Below are 18,371 nucleotides of genomic sequence, written 5' to 3'. Positions count from 1 at the left end.
CTGAAATGCTAAACCATGCTGATCAATCATCAGCAAGAAAATCAACAAAACAGAATGAGAACCACCATAAAAATCATCGTTGTCTTTTGTTTATTGTCACTTTCTTTACAAATTAACCTGTTTGCGCAGAGGAAGAAAATCAAAGTAGCCTGCATCGGAAATTCCGTTACCGCAGGTTATTTACTTAATGATCCAGTTGCTGAATCCTATCCATCCGTACTGCAAGGCTTACTAGGCAGCACTTATGAAGTAGGAAACTTTGGCCTCAGCGGCGCAACTCTATTAAAGAAAGGACATAGACCTTACTATAAGACTAAAGAATTTACCAAAGCCCTTGACTTTAATGCAGATATTGCCATTGTTCATCTTGGGCTGAATGATACAGATCCAAGAAACTGGCCGGAATACCGCGATGAATTTCAGCAGGATTATGCCTGGCTATTGGATACCTTAAAAAAGAATAATTCGAAAATCAAGATATATGTTTGTCGGTTAACACCGATTTTCAGTGAGCACCCAAGGTTTAAATCAGGAACCCGCGACTGGTACTGGCAGATTCAAAAAGAGATTCCTTTGATTGCTAAAGACAATCAGGCTTCACTGATTGATTTGAATGGTCCGTTAAATAATCGTACAGATCTATTTGCAGATAATCTGCACCCAGATAAGGAAGGCGCTGCCATCATTGCCCGTACGATCTATGGAAATATTACCGGCAATTTCGGAGGATTAAAATTGCCTTTGCTGTTTACTGATCACATGGTACTGCAGCGCGACCAGGTGATTCCAATATATGGAACTGCAGATGCAGATGAACCCGTAACCGTAGTTTTTAATGGGATGAAGAAAACAGCGCTTAGCGGAAAAGATGGTAAATGGAAAGTGGTGTTTCCAGCAATGGCTCATGGAGGCCCTTATCAGATGAGCATCAGTGATAAAAAAACGAAGATCATTTTAAAAGACCTACTGCTTGGGGATGTTTGGCTGTGCTCCGGCCAGTCAAATATGTATTTCAAGCTGGCCCAATCTGCCACAGGAGCTGCTGAATTAAAGCAATTTCCTGCACAGCCTAAATTAAGATTGATGAAGTTTAATCCGGTTGCTGAAACTGATGGCGTATCCTGGGACAGTACCACCTTGGCAAAATTAAACCACCTGGACTATTTCTCGGGAAATTGGGAGCTGGCAACTTCAGTTACTGCCGCAGGCTTTTCTGCCATCGGGTATTATTTTGGGCAGCAGCTGGTACAGGAAGAAGGGGTTCCAATCGGCCTGATCCAAATGGCGGTTGGTGGTTCTACACTGGAATCCTGGATCGATCGTTACACATTAGAGCATGATCCTCAGCTGGTAGATGTACTCAGCAATTGGCGGAAATCAGATTTTGTCCAGGCCTGGGCACGTGGACGTGCAGATTTGAACCTTAAAAATTCTTTGAATCCCAGACAGCGTCATCCTTACGAACCGGCCTATAATTATGAAGCTGGAATTGCTCAGCTGATCGGATCTCCAATAAAAGGAGTGATCTGGTATCAGGGAGAAAGTAATACTCAAAATCCAGAATTGTATGCCCATAGCTTTCCGCTGCTGATCAAGAGCTGGCGGGAAAAATGGGGGATGGATTTTCCTTTTTATTATGTACAGCTGTCTGGAATTAACCGTCCTTCATGGCCGTACTTTAGAGCAATGCAAACTCAGGTTCAACATCAGGTTTCTAAAACTTATATGGCGGTTAGCTCAGACTTGGGGGATTCACTCGATGTTCATCCCATCAGGAAAAAAGAAATTGGACAACGCCTGGCCTTTCAGGCACTCCAGCATAGTTATGGTAAAAAAGTAGTTGCGGATGGTCCGATTCCAGGAAAAGCGGTGTTGAAAGACCATACGATTGAGATTTCCTTTGTAGCTGGAAGCCCGCTCGCAGTAAAAGATGCTCAGCCATTACAGGGATTTGATGTAGTGCTGGAAAAAGGAATCATCCTACCAATTTCTGCAAAGTTGATGAACAATAAAGTGGAACTCCAGCTTCCTAAAGAAATAAAACCAGAAAAAGTAAGAATAGTACGGTACAGTTATGCTCCTTTTAGTCGGGCCAATCTGATCAATCAGCATGGTTTACCGGCTTCAACCTTCACTATACCCCTTAACTAAAAATATAAAGAAATGAATTATACTAAAGAAGACCTTCAGCAATTACAGCAATTTTATAACGATCAACTTTTAAATGATACGGTTCCTTTCTGGTTTCCAAGATCTGTAGATACCGAATTTGGAGGCTATTTATTGATGAGAGATCAGGATGGGAAGCTGATCGATGACGATAAGGCAGTATGGATACAGGGGAGGGCAGCATGGCTGCTTTCTACACTTTACAATACGATTGAACCAAAAGAAGAATGGCTATCTGCAGCAAAATCCGGAATAGATTTTCTGAATAAATACTGCTTTGATGAAGATGGACAGATGTTTTTCCATGTCACGCGTGATGGTCAGCCCATTAGAAAACGGAGGTATTATTTTTCAGAAACCTTTGCTGTCATCGCCAATGCTGCTTATGCAAAAGCAAGTGCTGATCCAGCAGCGGCTGAAATGGCAAGATACCTTTTTGGGAAATGCATTGAGTATTCAACAACTCCAGGGATTTTGCCGCCAAAATTTACCGGAACCAGACCAACAAAAGGAATTGGCGTGCCAATGATTATGATGAATACCGCTCAGCAGCTTAGGGAAACAATTGGAGATCCACGCTGTGACGAATGGATCGACAAATGGATCAACGAAATAGAGACTTATTTTGTTAAAGATGACATTCGCTGTGTAATGGAACAAGTGGCTCCTGATGGTAGCATTGTAGACCATATTGATGGAAGAACACTAAACCCTGGTCATGCGATAGAAGGGGCATGGTTTATTCTTCATGAAGCTAAATACAGAAATAATGACCCTAAACTGATTGCATTGGGATGTAAAATGCTAGACTATATGTGGGAACGTGGATGGGATAAAGAACATGGCGGAATCATGTATTTCAAAGATGTATACGATAAACCCGTACAGGAATATTGGCAGGATATGAAGTTTTGGTGGCCGCATAATGAGGTGATCATTGCCACCTTATTAGCTTACACCATCACAGGAGATGAAAAATATGCAAAATGGCATAAATTGGTTCATGATTATGCCTACGGACATTTTCACGACAAAAAGAACGGTGAATGGTTTGGTTACCTGCATAAAGATGGAAGTTTAGCACAAACGGCTAAGGGAAATCTCTTTAAAGGACCTTTTCATTTACCACGCCAGGAATGGTACTGTGCCGCTTTATTAACAGAACACCTAAACAAATAAATACTGCTATTCCTGAATTATAATGATGTTTAACCGAAACTTTTTAATACTTATCATCTTGTTGCTCTCCATTGATATGTTGTATGCTCAGGTCCCAAAGCTGAAAGAGGACCAAAGGGCAACCCCTAGTTTAATACCGCTTCCACAACACATGGAAAGGAAATCTGGTGTTTTTGAACTTAAAAACTGCCGGTTAATTGTAGTTCAGGATGATCAGTTTATTCCTGAAGCTAAACTGCTTCAAAAAGCACTAATAAGCCAAGGAATAGAGGCTAAAATTGGCAAATTGCCTGTCGATGGTTCTCCATGCATCATAATTGCCAGGGATGAAATGCTCGATGCCGAATTTAAGGACGAAGCCTATCGCCTTGAAGTAAGTCCGAATAGGATTACAATTAAAGGATTGCACAAAAACGGCGTTTTTTATGGCATTCAAACATTGAAACAACTGATTTCAGTAGATAAAGAACTTCAGTCCTGTGAGATTGTGGATTGGCCTGCATTTTCATGGAGAGGCTATATGGTGGATGTAGGTCGAAATTTCCAATCCCTTGCCATGTTAAAACAACAAATCGATGTCATGGCGGCATACAAGCTCAATATTTTTCATTTTCATGCCACAGAAGATATTGCCTGGAGATTGGAAAGTAAGCGCTATCCACAGCTGACCGCGCCAGAAACAATGCTACGCAATAAAGGTGATTTTTATACGGTAGAACAGATGAAAGATCTGATCGCTTATTGTAAGGAAAGGCACATTACGCTGGTACCAGAGATAGATATGCCTGGTCATAGTGAAGCTTTTAAAAGAGCAATGAAAACGGAAATGCAAAGTGATACAGGACTTGTTATTGTTAAAAATCTGATTAGGGAGTTTATCAAAACTTATAACCTTCCTTATTTACACATTGGTGCAGATGAGGTTAAAATTACGAATGCAAATTTCCTTCCGGAAGTGACAAAATTGATAGAACAACTCGGTAAAAAGATTATTGGATGGGAGCCAGGAGGAAACTTTACGGAAAGTACCCTTCGACAATTGTGGATGGAAGGTGCAACAAAAATAAGTAAGAATAAAAACATACAATATGTAGACTCCCGACACCTTTACCTGAACCACATGGATCCTTTAGAAAGTGTGGTAACCATTTTTAATAGGAAAATTTCGAACCTGGATAAAGGAAATGCCAATGCTTTGGGTGGCGTGATTTGTAACTGGCCAGACCGGAACATTCACAAACAAGAAGATGCTTTAATTCAAAATCCGGTTTACCCCGCTATGCTGGCTTTCTCTGAACGCAGCTGGAAAGGTGGGGGAATACCCGGCTGGATGGCTAAAATCGGGCAACCTGAATCTACGGAGGCAATTGGCTTCTCTGAGTTTGAAAACCGCTTAATGAAGCATAAACAACGCTATTTTTCAGGCCTGCCATTTCCTTATACCACACAGGCAGGTATTACCTGGAAACTGATTGGTCCTTTTGCTAATGGAGGTGATTTAACGGCATCATTTGAGCCCGAAGCAGCTCATGTAAATCTGGATAGTCTGCCGCTGGCCTTGGAAGTGATGGGTGGGACAATCGTACTCAGACATTGGTGGACACCACAAGTGACCGGTGTGTTAGATAAACCTCAGGAAAACACCACTTGGTACGCTTATCGTAAAATATGGGCTGATGCCGATGAATCCAAGGATTTCTGGATCGGTTTTAACAATATGTCCCGTTCTTATGCTTCTAATTCACCTGAAAAAGGAACCTGGGACAACCGTAAAAGTAATGTTTATGTGAATGGAGTCCTGATTGATCCACCAGTATGGAAACAGGCCGGTTTATCTGGAAACATGGAAATCCCATTGATCGATGAAGGCTATGAATTCAGGGCAGCTACAAAAATCGCCCTAAAACATGGATGGAATGAAGTGTTGATTAAATTGCCAATCGCCAGTTTTAAAGGAGCAGATTGGAAAAATCCACAGAAGTGGATGTTCACTTTCGTAGCCCTGGATGCTTTATAAAATAGGTTTTAACTGCAGCCATACATTCTCTGCAAGGATTTTCTGTCCTTCTGCAGTAGGATGGATCCCATCTCCCTGATTCAGTTTTGGCACTCCACCAACGCCCTGAAGTAGGAAAGGAACCAATACCAAATCGTTTTTTCTGGCCAGCTCAGGGAAAAGCGATTTGAACTCAGTGGCATAATCGGCCCCCATACTCGGTGGGATCTGCATTCCCGCAAGTACAATTTTCACTTCAGGATTCTTTTTCCTGACTTTGTCAATAATCTGCTGAAGGTTGCGCTTCGTTTCTTTTAAAGGAAGACCTCGCAATCCATCATTAGCCCCTAATTCCAAAACTAATATAGCTATCGGCTGTTTCAATAACCAGTCGATCCTGGTATTCCCGGCAGCAGAGGTCTCACCGCTTAAACCCGCATTAATCACTTTATAAGGAAGTTTCGCGTCGTTTATTTTCCGCTGTATTAAAGCTGGAAAGGCTTCATCAATGGTTAAACCATAACCAGCCGTAAGACTGGTTCCAAAAAATAAGATGTTTTTTTCTTTCGTCAGGTCTTTTTCTGTACCGCTGGATTTCTGCTGCCCCTCAACATTTGTTGATGGTTGATCAGAGGCTGATTTTGCTGCGTCAGCACTACTGGATCCTTGATTTTCAGTGCAAGCAGTCAATAAGGACATTATAGAAAATAGAGCTATTAATATCCTGGAACCTTTAAAATTAAGCTGTAACATATATAATTATTATGAATCAAAATATCGTGAATACTTGTTAAAGGCAGTATATTTAGCTGTTTACCGTATTGAAATGTCGATGTGGCTGTAGATTATCACCTCGATGACTATCAAAATTCTATTTTCTAAAACTAAAGCAAGATCTTAATTATATCGCCTTGGAACATATCCTTAACATTCGAAATGTAAGTAAAATTTACGAAAATGCAGGTCATAAATTGACAGTACTCGATCAGATTAATTTTTCAATTCAAAGAGGAACCACTGTTGCCATCACCGGGCCTTCTGGAAGTGGAAAGACCACTTTACTAGGTTTGTGTGCAGGATTAGATCGTTCCAGTTCAGGGACAGTGTCCTTGAATAAGATTGATCTGGATAATTTAACAGAAGACCAAAGAGCCTCAGTAAGAAACCGCTACGTAGGTTTTATCTTTCAAAATTTTCAGCTTTTACCAACCCTTACTGCCCTGGAGAATGTAATGGTGCCCTTAGAATTGAGAGGGGAAAAGAATATAAAGCAGCATGCGATGGATTTATTGGATAAGGTAGGCCTTGCCGACCGCTCTGGTCATTACCCGATACAACTATCTGGTGGAGAACAGCAAAGGGTTTCTCTGGCGAGAGCCTTTTCAAACCAGCCAGCCATATTATTTGCAGATGAACCCACTGGAAATCTGGATGCTGAAACCAGTGATAAAGTGATAAAACTAATGTTTGACCTCAATAAAGAGGCTGGAACAACCTTGGTTATTGTGACGCATGACCTGGATCTGGCGGCAAAGACCAATAGGATGATCAAATTAAAAGGAGGTGTAGTAGTTGCTGATTTAGAATTGAACCATGGCTGATTTTCCTTCAATTAAAAGAACCATCAATTTTTCCTGGTTGATAAAAATGGCTTGGCGTGATAGCAGGAAAAATCGTTCCCGGCTGCTGCTGTTTATGTCTTCTATTGTTTTAGGAATTGCAGCACTGGTGGCTGTTTACTCCTTTAAAGCCAATTTACAGCGTGACATCGACGAACAAGCAAAGACCTTGACCGGAGCTGACCTGATTGTAGAAAGTCGCAGGCCCCTGAGTCCAGCTGTTAAAGCTTTACTGGACACCTTAGGGAATGAACGGGCTTTGGAAAGAAATTTTGTCTCCATGGTCTACTTCATTAAAGGTGAAGGCAGCCGATTGGTTCAAATCAGGGCTTTACAAGGAAATTACCCCTTTTATGGTACTATAGAAACACTTCCTGCTGCTGCTGGGAAAAGTTTTAAAACTGGTAGAAAGGCACTGGTAGACCAAACACTAATGCTGCAATATCAGGCAAAACCTGGCGACTCAATAAAGATTGGCAGTTTAAGCTTTGCTATTGAAGGGAGCCTGGAAAGTGTTCCTGGGCAAACTGGCCTCGCGAGTACAGTCACACCCGTAGTCTATATCCCACTGGAATACCTGCAAGAAACCGGCTTAACACAGCTGGGCAGCAGAATCCAATCCCGTTATTTATATAAATATAAAACTGCTGCTGCTGTCGATAGTGATTTAAAGCGTCATCGGAAATTCCTGGACAAGGAGCAGCTGAGTACCGAAACTGTGGCTACAAAGAAGGAAAGTACAGGTCGGGCTTTTAAAAATCTCAATCAGTTTCTGGCCTTATCAGGTTTCATAGCCTTGTTATTAGGTTGTATTGGTGTAGGAACTTCTATTCAGGTATACATCAAAGAGAAATTGAGTACCATAGCTACTTTAAGGTGCCTGGGTTTAAATGCCAGTGAAGCTTTTCTCATCTATCTGATTCAGGTAGGGGTTATCGGTCTGTTAGGTGCATTTGTGGGTGCTTTTTTAGGTACCGCCCTGCAGTTTTTACTTCCTGTAGTATTGAAAGACTTCATTCCTCTGGAATTGTCAATTGGCATTTCCTGGTCGGCGATTGGACAAGGACTGGCAACGGGGTTGATCATATCTGTATTATTTGCATTGCCATCCCTGATTTCGGTTCGGAATATATCGCCTTTAAATGCCATCAGGGCTTCTTTCGAAGCAGTAAAGCCAAAAAGAGACCTCCTCAAGTGGTTGGTTTACCTGCTGATAATGGGCTTCATTTATGGCTTTACTTATTTGCAGATGAACGATGCAATTCAAGCCATCGCTTTTGTGCTCGGTATATTGCTAGCCTTTCTGTTGCTGCTGGGCCAGGCTCAGGTACTGATGTTCGCGGTAAGAAAACTGATTCCTGAGCGTATGGCTTATGTATGGCGTCAGGGTTTTGCCAATCTGTACCGTCCCAATAATCAAACTATGGTACTCAGCTTGGCGATTGGCTTATCTACGATGTTCATTGTGACACTTTATTTGGTTCAAGGGGTGCTTTTAAATAAAGTTGAAGTATCTGGTGAGGGGACGAAATCTAATATGGTGCTGTTTGATATTCAGCCTGCTCAAAAAGAACCTTTAGCAAAGCTGCTCCAGGCAAATCATTTGCCGGTTTTAGGGCAGGTGCCTATCGTGACCATGAGGATAATTGAAATCAACGGGAAGACAGCCGAACAGTATGGAGATACCACGTCAGCCAAAGATGCGAAGAAGTCAATTGTCAATGCCTTTAAAGGGGAAGTCAGAGCCACCTATCAGCAAAAGCCAAGGGCTACAGAAAAGATTACTGCTGGCAACTGGACCGGAACCACAGCAGAAGGTGGAACAGTTTTTATTTCTTTAGAAAATGGATATGCGGAAAGACTAAATATAAGGATTGGCGATTCAATTGTATTCGATGTTCAGGGAATGCCGGTTAAAACAAAAGTTGGCAGCTTAAGATCTGTGGATTGGAATACAGTACAGCCTAATTTTAGGGTGGTATTCCCTTCAGGCGTACTGGAAGAAGCACCGCAGTTTTATGTCTTTATGACGCATGTTGCCGCCGCGGAAAAGTCTGCTCAATTACAGGCAGACGTTTTGAAGCAATTTCCTAATGTTTCAATAGTTAATTTAGATATGATTATTAAAACCATTGATAATCTATTGAATAAGATAAACTTTGTGATTCGGTTTATGGCTGGATTTAGCATGGCTACAGGTTGGATTGTGTTGCTTTCTTCCGTAATGAGCAGTAAAGGGCAGCGATTGAAAGAAAGTGTTTTGCTGAGAACCATGGGAGCAAGCAGGAAGCAAATCCTAACGATTACTGGCCTGGAATACCTAATCTTAGGTTTTATTGCCACCGCTGCAGGAATTATTCTGGCGGTATTGGGCAGTTGGGCCCTGGCCGTATTTGCGCTCAAAGGTAACTATGCCCCAGAAATTTTACCTTTAATTGTATTCCTGGTGCTGATTCCTTTATTGGTGATGTTTACTGGACTTTATAGCAGTAGAAGTGTATTGAATCATCCCCCTTTAGAAATTTTAAGAAAAGAATCCTAATGAGTTTGATAGCGCTGGACTATTTTTATACGCTGATCCATTTATTAATTATAGGATTTAATCTCTTTGCATGGGCATTTCCCACTACCAGACGGCTGCATCTATATGGTGTAGCCATTACTTTAGGCTGCTGGCTGATCTTAGGAATCTGGTATGGTATCGGTTATTGTCCGGTTACCGATTGGCAATGGCAAGTAAAAGAGCAATTGGGAGAACAGAACTTACCAAATTCTTTTGTTAAATATTACGCTGATAAATTAACCTGTTCCAATATCAATCCCGAAATTATTGATGGGTTAACACTTGGTTCTTTTCTGATTTCCATCTCTATTTCTCTTTATCTTAACTTTTTCAGAAAAAATACCAAATAAAAAGATAGGTGTAAATGAGCACTGTAACAGCCCTGTTACTCTGTTATTTAGGTGTCAATAGGCTTCTGGTTAGCAGATTATTATAGTAATGTACCTGTATAATCCGGTAAATTTGGTCCTAAATCCCTACTTTTAGAAGTTTATTAGTAAAAAACACATTTTATTATTGCCTTGTTAATGCAGTTATGATTATGAATAAATACCTGATAGTTCCCCTTTTTTGTGTTGCCACCATTTGGAGTTCCTGTTCTTCCCTATATATGCCCAATGTCCCTAACACTCCTATGTTGAGTGAAAAAGGTGAGCTGAGCGCAGGGGTACACATTTCGCCAAAAGGAAATGCGAGCATCAATGGCGCTTATGCAGTTTCAAATCATTTTGGCGTATTATTTAGTGGCTCGTATATGAAGAATGAGCGCAGCACAAAAGATTTTCGACATAAATTGCTGGAAGTTGGCGGAGGGTATATCGACACTTTTGGGCCAGACAATAACCGGATCATAGAGATTTATGTGGGATATGGTGGTGGAAGTGCCGACCGTAATTATAGATCCTATGATGATCATAAGGTACTGACCAGTAGTACTCAGGAGGAGATTACCTTTGCAAAAACATTTATACAGGTAAACTACAGTTCTAAAAAGAACAGTTACCTGAAACTGTTTGGAAATAGCTACGCCTTAAATTATGGTACCGCAATTCGCATTAGTCATGTAGGGATGAATACTTTTCTGATTAACAATATTGGGCAGCCTAAAGAAGACAATATGTTCATTGAGCCGGTATTCTTTACGCGCATGAGGCTGAGTGATGCCGTACAGCTCCAGTATACTTCCAGCGGTAATTTTGGACTAAAAGACAGAAAGTTTATGACGGCTGGAAATTCCATTTTTACCATCGGTGCAGTCGTTAATTTAGGCGGGAAGAAACCAGGTTCAAAATAAAATAGGAACGATTCATTAAAATAAGCAATTATTAAATAGATAGCATCGCTTTTAAATTTCTAAGCTTGGTCGTTAAACTGCTGCCGTTTTTTAAAAAGGTAGGGTAACCTTTTAAGGTTTTTATAGACTTCACTGCTTCATAGCCTAAAGCGAAGCTTCTGATCTTATTCAGGAGAAAAGTATCGTCTTTAAATAGATCCGCTTCCTGAAGAAAACCGTTTCTAAGAAAATCCCTGATGAGGACTGCCATCTGTTGGTTGGCATAAAGGTGCAGTGGAAGCTCAAATACCTCTTTTTTTAGCCGTTCATATACTTCATTAATCCAATTTACCTGTTCTTCATTGGTCACCACAATCCGACCTTCTTGTATCCTGATGTGCTCCAGGAACAACTTAGCAGCTGGCCTGTTGATCAATCCTGCATGGAGGGCATCTCTAAGGGTGTAATCTAACCTATCTGCACAGAGATCTGGTAATGGCTGCTCCAGCAGCGGAAACGTTCCATCGAGGATCTGATCCAGTTGATAGCCATGTTTCTGCAGCACTGCCGGGATATCTGAATTCATCAGTATCTCTGCAAACATTTCCTCATGATAATTCTCCTCCTTATTTTTAAAGACATAATCACCAACATGTGAAAAGGCAGTATGGGAGGCATCGTGGAGCAGGCCAGCGATCTGTTCCAATTCTGAGCCTCCAAGCTTCCTGATCAATAGCATTACACCAATAGAATGTTCTAATCGGGTATGACAAAGCTCTGGGTTAACCAGGAAGATGGCACCGCTTTGGTGAACACCACCCAGCCTTTTTAAAGCCGGGCTGGCCAATAAATCATCAAAAACCGCAGGTAGTTCCACATTTCCGTATAGCAAATCATTTACAGTGATCATGTCTTTTCTAAATTAGAGTATATTTAAAATTACCACCAACAAAGTGTTGTTGAGTGTACAATTATACTAATTATTTTAGTTTTATCATGACATTTACTAATATAAATAGATTATCCGTTGATAATTTCACCACCATTGGGATGCAATACCTGTCCTGTGATATAACTTGCTTCTTCAGAAGCCAGGAAAACATAACATGGAGCGACTTCATTAGGCTCAGTAGCTCTTTTTAAAGGAACATCAGATCCAAAGACGGCAACTTCCGCCGCAGTAAAAGTGGAGGGAATTAATGGTGTCCAGATAGGACCGGGAGCGACGCCATTGACTCTTATCTTTTTGTCGGCAAGCGCAGTGGAAAGCGAGCGGATAAAACCCACAATCGCGCTTTTAGTGGAAGCATAATCAATCAGATGGTCGCTGCCTCGATAAGCAGTAACTGAAGTCGTGCAAATGATGCTGCTTCCTGCTTTAAGGTGCTTTAACGCAGCTTTGCTCAGATAGAAATGCGGGAAAACATTGACACGAAAAGTCTTTTCCAACTGTGCAGCACTGATTTTTTCCAGACTTTTTTGTGGATACTGTACCGCTGCATTGTTCACGAGGATATCTAATTGCCCGAATTCTTTAATCGTTTTACGGACTAAAAGCTGACAATGTTTTTCACTAGAGATGTCACCCGGCAGCAATATGGCCTTCCTGCCATGAGCTGCAACCGCCGCCGCAGTGACTTTTGCATCTTTATGCTCATTTAAATAACTTAAAACTACATCTGCACCAGCTGCTGCAAATGCCACCGCCACAGCCCGTCCTATGCCGCTATCACCACCGGTAATCAAGGCCACTTTTCCAGCCAGTTTTTTTGTAGAAATCAGTGGTTCAAACGCTGGCGCTGGACGCATCAGCTTTTCAGATCCAGGCTGTTTCTTTTGATGCTGTTTAGGTCGAATGGCTTTTTCTTTTGCTTTCTTCATCGTAGGGTCTTTAGAAAATGATAAGGCTTCTTGTATTACAGCTTAAAAACAAGTTGGCGACTAAAACAGTTTTTCTATTACCTTTGGCGCTTCATTCATCATTTGTCCATGCAGCAATCTTCCGGTTCTATTTATACTTTTCAATTTGGTTTAGTCTGTTTAAGCTCTTTTCTATTTTCTGCCAGTTTTAACATGCTCATTCCTGAACTGCCTGCTTATCTAACAGCAATGGGTGGCGCAGAGTATAAAGGGTTCATCATCGCGCTATTTACACTTACTGCGGGCATATCCAGGCCCTTTAGCGGGAAACTAACAGATACCATCGGAAGAGTTCCAGTAATGGCTGTAGGGTCTATAGTCTGCTTTTTATGCGGGTTTTTATACCCGATGCTGACTACCGTTGCAGGCTTTCTATTCTTAAGACTGATTCATGGCTTTTCTACCGGGTTTAAACCTACAGCTACGGCAGCTTATGTGGCAGATCTTGTGCCTGTTAACAGATGGGGAGAGGCCATGGGCGTACATGGTGTCTGTTTTAGTACCGGACTGGCAATTGGCCCCGCAATTGGAAGCTTAATTACCGATCATTTTGACATCAATATCCTATTTTACTGCTCCTCATTATTTGCTTTATTGTCTATCGTGATTCTGGCAAACATGAAAGAAACGCTGCCAAATAAAGAGAAATTCAAGTTTAAGCATTTAAAGATCAATAGAAAAGACATTATCGAATGGCGCGTGATCCCTTCGGTAATTATCATTTTCATGACGTATATCAGCTATGGTGCTATCCTTACGGTGATTTCCGACTGGAGTAAAGCCTTGGGAACTAGCAATAAAGGGATGTTCTTTATGGTATTCACTTTAACTTCTCTTTTGATCAGATTTGTAGCAGGAAAGGCTTCCGATAAATACGGCAGACCAGTGATCTTAAAAATTTCTTTGGCACTGCTGGCATTGTCCACTTTTTGGATTGCAGTTGCAGATAGTTCAGTGATGTTGATGTCAGCTTCAGCACTTTATGGTGTCGCTACAGGGATGCTATCGCCAACAGCAACTGCCTGGACAGTGGACCTGAGTGATCCACATCATCGCGGAAAGGCTATGGCCACCATGTACATCGCCTTAGAAGCCGGAATTGGACTGGGTGCCTTGTTAGCCGGCTGGTTATTTATCGATGATCTGGCGATGATCCCCGTTACTTTTTATGCCTGCACAGGAATTACCCTGCTGGCCTTGCTTTATCTGCAATTTATCTATAAGCCAGCAGCATTAGATACCGCACCGCATATGAAATAATAGGCGCATTTGGCCTCAACTTAAATTAATTTGCTTTTTCTGGTATTTTGTGAAAAGTTATGACAAATAAATTTATATTTTAGCCAGCTAATCAACATTTAAACCACAATGAGCGGACTTCACAAATACGACTACATCGTATTTTTTATTTACTTCATTATCGTATCTTCTTACGGTTTCTGGATTTACTACAAAAAGAAAACTGCAGCAGCAGATTCCAAAGATTATTTTTTAGCAGAGGGTTCTCTAACCTGGTGGGCCATTGGGGCCTCACTTATTGCTTCTAACATCTCAGCCGAGCAAATGATTGGAATGAGTGGTTCAGGTTTTAAACTTGGATTGGCCATTTCCGCTTATGAATGGATGGCTTCTGCAACATTAATTATTGTAGCAGTGTTCTTTATGCCAGTCTATCTAAAGAATAAAATCTTTACCATGCCCCAGTTTCTAAGTCAGCGCTACAATGAAAAAGTAGCGATGATCATGGCGGTATTCTGGTTGATGTTATACATCGTAGTGAACCTGATGTCTATTCTTTACCTTGGGGCCCTGGCCATCAGCGGTATATCCGGACTAGACCTGACGGCCTGTATTTTAGCATTGGCTATTTTCGCAATTTTCATCACCCTTGGTGGGATGAAAGTAATTGGATATACAGATGTGATTCAGGTGTTCTTCTTAATTCTTGGAGGATTAGTGGCTACTTATCTTGCCTTAAACCTGATTTCAGGAGGAGATGGGATCATCAAAGGTTTCGGTATTCTAAAATCAGGCGCTTCGGAACATTTCCATCTGATCTTCAAAAAAGACAACCCGAATTACATGGACCTTCCAGGTTTAAGTGTATTGATCGGTGGGATGTGGATCGCCAACTTAAGTTACTGGGGATGTAACCAATACATCACGCAAAGAGCATTGGGCGCTTCTTTACCAGTAGCAAGAGCGGGACTTTTATTCGCAGCATTCCTTAAAATGCTCATGCCAGTGATCGTTGTGATTCCAGGTATTGCAGTATATTTTATTGTTAAAGAAAACATGGGCGGGATCAAAGCCAGTGATTTATTGACTGCCTCTGGTGTAGAAGATCCAAATAAAGCATACCCTGCCTTATTAGGTCTGTTGCCTATCGGCTTAAAAGGACTTTCTTTTGCCGCTTTAACCGCAGCAATTGTAGCCTCTCTTGCTGGAAAGGCCAATAGTATCGCCACCATCTTTACCCTGGATATTTATAAAAAAGCATTTAATCCAGGTGCAGCAGAACGTACCATGGTGAATGTAGGTAAAATCACAGTTGTGGTCTCTATGTTAATGGCAGTAGTGCTTTCTCTGATTGTGGGTGATGCCCTGATGGGAGAAGGAAAACAAGGTTTCCAATACATTCAGGAATATACCGGATTCGTATCGCCAGGTATCTTTGCCATGTTTATCCTTGGATTCTTCTGGAAGAAAACGACTTCAAATGCAGCTATGTTTGCTACTGTAGGTGGTTTTATTGTCTCAGTACTCCTTAAATTCCTACCTGGATGGGTTGATTTATCTTCTTTACATGAATATGGATGGGCGATTGCCAATTCAAGCGGTGTATTTGAGATTCCATTTATGGACAGAATGCTCATCGTTTTCGCAGTTTGTATTTTAGGAATGTACATCATCAGTATTTACGAAGGTAAAAAAGGTGTGGTGACCAATGGATTGGAAATCGACGCCAAAATGTTTAAAGTTTCTACTTCATTTGCCATAGGTGCCTTAATCATTTTCGCCATGTTGGTAGCTTTATACTCCGCCTTCTGGTAGGCCATTCAAATATATATTTAAAGCGGCTTCTTTGTATAAAGAAGCCGCTTTTTTTTGTTTACACTCTATTATTTCTTCCAATTTATACTCCTTTAAGGTTTATTAATCCGACAACCATTATCTCTAATTGTAATTTAATTGATGATAAATTCTGTAATATGTATACATTTATATAATAATTGTTGATGTACAAAATATTTGTTCGTTGTAAGCTTGTTTAAATGGCGCTTACTGGTTAGCTTAGTACTCAGGTCTTTTATTCGATAGACTTCTGAAAATACAATAGGGATTCCATGAGGAAAGGATTGGTTTTAGTAAACGTGTTACTGAGTTTCACTTTGCTGTGTGATGCGCAGCAAAGGCCTCAGTATACTCAGTATGTTTTTAACAATTACATTCTGAACCCCGCCATTTCTGGAATCGAAAATTATACAGATGTAAGATTTGGCTATAGAAACCAATGGAATGGGATTGATCAGTCCCCAATTACAGCTTATTTTTCGGTACATTTCCCCTTAGGGAAGAACTACCTGACCGGTAATTCTAATTCCTTTTCAGAAAATGGAGAGAATCCCATGAAACGTAGTCTGGTACATACCTACATGGCCTCAGAGCCACATCATGGATTAGGGATGTTTGGTGTACTAGACCGTACCGGGCCCATTACCAGTTCAGATTTTAAGCTGACCTATGCTTATCACCTCGGTCTAAGCCCCAAAATTAACCTGAGTCTGGGCGTAGCAGCAGGTATATCAAGGCTCATGCTCGATATTTCTAAAATCACCTTAGAGAACAGTCTGGATCCGGCAATTTCCGCAAATGCCAACAATAGGACGCAGCCAGATCTGGGCGCAGGTTTATGGCTCTACGGGCCTGACTTCTTTGCCGGGGTTTCTGCCCAGCAATTACTCAACAGACCCATTACTTTTACTGAAGAAGCTGGATACAACACAGGAAAGCAGGTGCCGCACATTTTTGTGACTGGTGGCTACAAGTATTTCCTTACCGAAGATATTGCCGCAGTTCCCTCTGTGATGTTTAAATATGTGTCACCTACACCTTTATCTACGGATATTAATTTGAAATTCGCTTTCAAAGATAAGTTTTGGTTAGGGGGAAGTTACCGGACTAACGATGCAGCAGCGATCATAGCTGGCTTTAATATCAATGCGCTATTTGTATTGGGATATTCCTATGATTTTACGACTTCCGAACTTGGAAAAGTCAGCAATGGAAGCCATGAGATCGTACTGGGTATTTTACTCAACAACAGGTATAAAGTCTCCTGCCCGCAGAGAAAATGGTAGGTAAAAAACCCTCTTAGTATTTCCATAGTGACTAAGAGGGTTTAAAAACCACCTGAATTCAGGCGCTTAATTTATAAGTTGTATTTCGGCTCCCAACGTTCTATTTGCTGTCCATACATCGCTTTATTAGCCAGGTGCACACAAATTGCTGTAGTGGCACCGGTAATCACATTAGAATCCGGTTGTTTCTTTTCCAGAATAGAAGTGTGAAAATCCTTTAATGCGTAATAAGTGCCGTCTTTGGCTGGTAAATCTGTTTTAATCGGAATTCCACCATTTTTATCCCAAACAATTTTAGTTGCCCCAGTAACACCATCTACCGTTTCCAACTCCTTCTTATGCGTTTTTTCTGGATAAAAAATAGCTTCATTGACCAATAATGAAATCGTTCCTTTTGTGCCTTTCAGTTTAAAAAGGTAACCATCTCTTTCATTTCCTAAGGTCGTTCCTAAATTACCAATCATATCTTTATAACGGAACATCACCTGAACATTGTCGTAGGTTTCCCGGCCATCTTTATAAGTGTCTATTCCACCTGTGGCCATGATTTCCTGAGGATGCGTTTTAAATGCCCAATTGATAAAATCTATCTGATGTGATAATAATTCGGCCATCAATCCGCCTGAATATTCTTTATACATTCGCCAATTTACTTTTCTTTCTAAAGATGGATTGGCGATGGGGCGTCTCCAGTTGTTATTTCTATCCCAGCGACTTTCAATCTGGCTGACCTTACCCAAATACCCATTATCGATCATTTCTTTAACCTTATAATAAATTGGGGCATAACGGTATTGATGTCCTACCTGAAGGGTTTGTTTGGGGTGTTTCTTCATCAATTCTACCAATGCAAAAGCCTCAGGAATATCGTAAGTCATGGTTTTTTCCAGATAAACATGCTTTCCAGCTTTTAAGGCATCACTTGCAATGGGAAAGTGCATGTTCAATGGCGTAGAGATAAACACTGCTGTAATTTGCGGATCATTGAGTAAATCCCGATAATCTGCATACGATTTTACGCCGGCAGCACCTGGCTGCTGCAAAGTCTCCTTAATTCTAAAATCCAGCATATCCGCAATACCCCTCAACTCAAATTCTTCGGGCAATTGCTGCGCGATATGGATTAATCCTTTTCCACGGTCTCCGCAACCAATCACACCTATTTTAATCTTGTTTTCAGGGGCCGAAAGGTCAAAGCCAGACAGTTGATCAGCAGCAAACCCAGTTGCAGGCAATAATAAGCCTCCAGCAAGAATGCTGCTGTTTTGTATAAATTTCCTTCTGAACATGA

At 41.1% G+C, this 18,371-nt stretch carries 14 protein-coding genes; 10 read left to right on the top strand and 4 right to left on the bottom strand.

The window, feature by feature from the left end; genetic code table 11:
- Nucleotides 1-54: 54 nt before the first annotated feature.
- The 3 genes from AQ505_RS14390 to AQ505_RS14380 all read left to right on the top strand — a co-directional run bounded on the left by AQ505_RS14390 (nt 55) and on the right by AQ505_RS14380 (nt 5,365).
- Nucleotides 55-2,151 (top strand): GDSL-type esterase/lipase family protein, encoded by a 2,097-nt coding sequence (locus AQ505_RS14390; protein WP_062551024.1) that lies wholly within the window; start codon nt 55-57, stop codon nt 2,149-2,151.
- A 12-nt stretch (nt 2,152-2,163) separates the two neighbouring features.
- Nucleotides 2,164-3,348 (top strand): AGE family epimerase/isomerase, encoded by a 1,185-nt coding sequence (locus AQ505_RS14385; protein WP_062548822.1) that lies wholly within the window; start codon nt 2,164-2,166, stop codon nt 3,346-3,348.
- 151 nt (nt 3,349-3,499) lie between these two features.
- Nucleotides 3,500-5,365 (top strand): family 20 glycosylhydrolase, encoded by a 1,866-nt coding sequence (locus tag AQ505_RS14380; RefSeq protein ID WP_231634880.1) that lies wholly within the window; start codon nt 3,500-3,502, stop codon nt 5,363-5,365.
- On the opposite strand, the gene AQ505_RS14375 is transcribed toward AQ505_RS14380, so the two are convergent.
- Nucleotides 5,360-6,043, bottom strand: a complete 684-nt coding sequence (locus AQ505_RS14375) for an arylesterase (RefSeq protein ID WP_082461540.1) — start codon at nt 6,041-6,043, stop codon at nt 5,360-5,362. The genes AQ505_RS14380 and AQ505_RS14375 overlap by 6 nt on opposite strands.
- A gap of 212 nt (nt 6,044-6,255) precedes the next feature.
- Between AQ505_RS14375 and AQ505_RS14370 the strand changes: the two genes are divergently transcribed.
- From AQ505_RS14370 to AQ505_RS14355, 4 genes are all read left to right on the top strand, one after another.
- Nucleotides 6,256-6,945, top strand: a complete 690-nt coding sequence (locus tag AQ505_RS14370) for an ABC transporter ATP-binding protein (RefSeq protein WP_062548820.1) — start codon at nt 6,256-6,258, stop codon at nt 6,943-6,945.
- 46 nt (nt 6,946-6,991) lie between these two features.
- The gene (locus tag AQ505_RS14365) at nt 6,992-9,505 is read left to right on the top strand and encodes an ABC transporter permease (protein ID WP_231634878.1); all 2,514 of its coding nucleotides are present in this window, start codon (nt 6,992-6,994) and stop codon (nt 9,503-9,505) included.
- Nucleotides 9,505-9,876 (top strand): DUF2784 domain-containing protein, encoded by a 372-nt coding sequence (locus AQ505_RS14360; RefSeq protein ID WP_062548818.1) that lies wholly within the window; start codon nt 9,505-9,507, stop codon nt 9,874-9,876. The genes AQ505_RS14365 and AQ505_RS14360 overlap by 1 nt, the downstream gene beginning before the upstream one ends.
- A 284-nt stretch (nt 9,877-10,160) precedes the next feature.
- Nucleotides 10,161-10,820 carry a hypothetical protein gene (locus AQ505_RS14355; RefSeq protein ID WP_231634877.1) on the top strand — a complete coding sequence of 220 codons (660 nt, stop codon included), beginning with the start codon at nt 10,161-10,163 and terminating at the stop codon, nt 10,818-10,820.
- Between the two features lie 31 nt (nt 10,821-10,851).
- On the opposite strand, the gene AQ505_RS14350 is transcribed toward AQ505_RS14355, so the two are convergent.
- Together AQ505_RS14350 and AQ505_RS14345 are read right to left on the bottom strand one after the other, a co-directional pair.
- Nucleotides 10,852-11,709: an HD domain-containing protein gene (locus AQ505_RS14350; RefSeq protein WP_062548817.1), complete on the bottom strand. Its 858-nt coding sequence runs from the start codon at nt 11,707-11,709 to the stop codon at nt 10,852-10,854.
- A 110-nt stretch (nt 11,710-11,819) separates the two neighbouring features.
- A complete protein-coding gene (locus tag AQ505_RS14345) occupies nt 11,820-12,680 on the bottom strand; it encodes an SDR family oxidoreductase (RefSeq protein WP_062548816.1) in 861 nt (286 codons plus the stop codon).
- A 108-nt stretch (nt 12,681-12,788) separates the two neighbouring features.
- Between AQ505_RS14345 and AQ505_RS14340 the strand changes: the two genes are divergently transcribed.
- From AQ505_RS14340 to AQ505_RS14330, 3 genes are all read left to right on the top strand, one after another.
- On the top strand, nt 12,789-13,979 hold the full coding sequence (locus AQ505_RS14340) for an MFS transporter (RefSeq protein ID WP_062548815.1): 1,191 nt from the start codon (nt 12,789-12,791) through the stop codon (nt 13,977-13,979).
- A 108-nt stretch (nt 13,980-14,087) separates the two neighbouring features.
- Nucleotides 14,088-15,773 (top strand): sodium:solute symporter family transporter, encoded by a 1,686-nt coding sequence (locus AQ505_RS14335; protein WP_062548814.1) that lies wholly within the window; start codon nt 14,088-14,090, stop codon nt 15,771-15,773.
- Between the two features lie 293 nt (nt 15,774-16,066).
- Entirely contained in the window at nt 16,067-17,080 is a 1,014-nt protein-coding gene (locus AQ505_RS14330; protein WP_062548813.1) for a PorP/SprF family type IX secretion system membrane protein, read from the top strand.
- A gap of 71 nt (nt 17,081-17,151) precedes the next feature.
- Here AQ505_RS14330 and AQ505_RS14325 read toward each other — a convergent pair whose 3' ends face one another.
- Nucleotides 17,152-18,369, bottom strand: a complete 1,218-nt coding sequence (locus AQ505_RS14325; RefSeq protein ID WP_062548812.1) for a Gfo/Idh/MocA family protein — start codon at nt 18,367-18,369, stop codon at nt 17,152-17,154.
- Between the last annotated feature and the right edge of the window lie 2 nt (nt 18,370-18,371).

Origin of the sequence: Pedobacter sp. PACM 27299, assembly GCF_001412655.1 — a bacterium.
Taxonomy (GTDB): Bacteria; Bacteroidota; Bacteroidia; order Sphingobacteriales; family Sphingobacteriaceae; genus Pedobacter.
Note: the sequence above shows the minus strand (reverse complement) of the source record. Positions and strands in the feature narration are given on the sequence as shown.

Coding starts and splice junctions, on each gene's coding strand:
- AQ505_RS14390 (WP_062551024.1), top strand. CDS start 55: ATGAGAACCACCATAAAAATCATCGTTGTCTTTTGTTTATTGTCACTT.
- AQ505_RS14385 (WP_062548822.1), top strand. CDS start 2,164: ATGAATTATACTAAAGAAGACCTTCAGCAATTACAGCAATTTTATAAC.
- AQ505_RS14380 (WP_231634880.1), top strand. CDS start 3,500: ATGGAAAGGAAATCTGGTGTTTTTGAACTTAAAAACTGCCGGTTAATT.
- AQ505_RS14375 (WP_082461540.1), bottom strand. CDS start 6,043: ATGTCCTTATTGACTGCTTGCACTGAAAATCAAGGATCCAGTAGTGCT.
- AQ505_RS14365 (WP_231634878.1), top strand. CDS start 6,992: ATGGCTTGGCGTGATAGCAGGAAAAATCGTTCCCGGCTGCTGCTGTTT.
- AQ505_RS14360 (WP_062548818.1), top strand. CDS start 9,505: ATGAGTTTGATAGCGCTGGACTATTTTTATACGCTGATCCATTTATTA.
- AQ505_RS14355 (WP_231634877.1), top strand. CDS start 10,161: ATGTTGAGTGAAAAAGGTGAGCTGAGCGCAGGGGTACACATTTCGCCA.
- AQ505_RS14350 (WP_062548817.1), bottom strand. CDS start 11,709: ATGATCACTGTAAATGATTTGCTATACGGAAATGTGGAACTACCTGCG.
- AQ505_RS14345 (WP_062548816.1), bottom strand. CDS start 12,680: ATGAAGAAAGCAAAAGAAAAAGCCATTCGACCTAAACAGCATCAAAAG.
- AQ505_RS14340 (WP_062548815.1), top strand. CDS start 12,789: ATGCAGCAATCTTCCGGTTCTATTTATACTTTTCAATTTGGTTTAGTC.
- AQ505_RS14335 (WP_062548814.1), top strand. CDS start 14,088: ATGAGCGGACTTCACAAATACGACTACATCGTATTTTTTATTTACTTC.
- AQ505_RS14330 (WP_062548813.1), top strand. CDS start 16,067: ATGAGGAAAGGATTGGTTTTAGTAAACGTGTTACTGAGTTTCACTTTG.
- AQ505_RS14325 (WP_062548812.1), bottom strand. CDS start 18,369: ATGTTCAGAAGGAAATTTATACAAAACAGCAGCATTCTTGCTGGAGGC.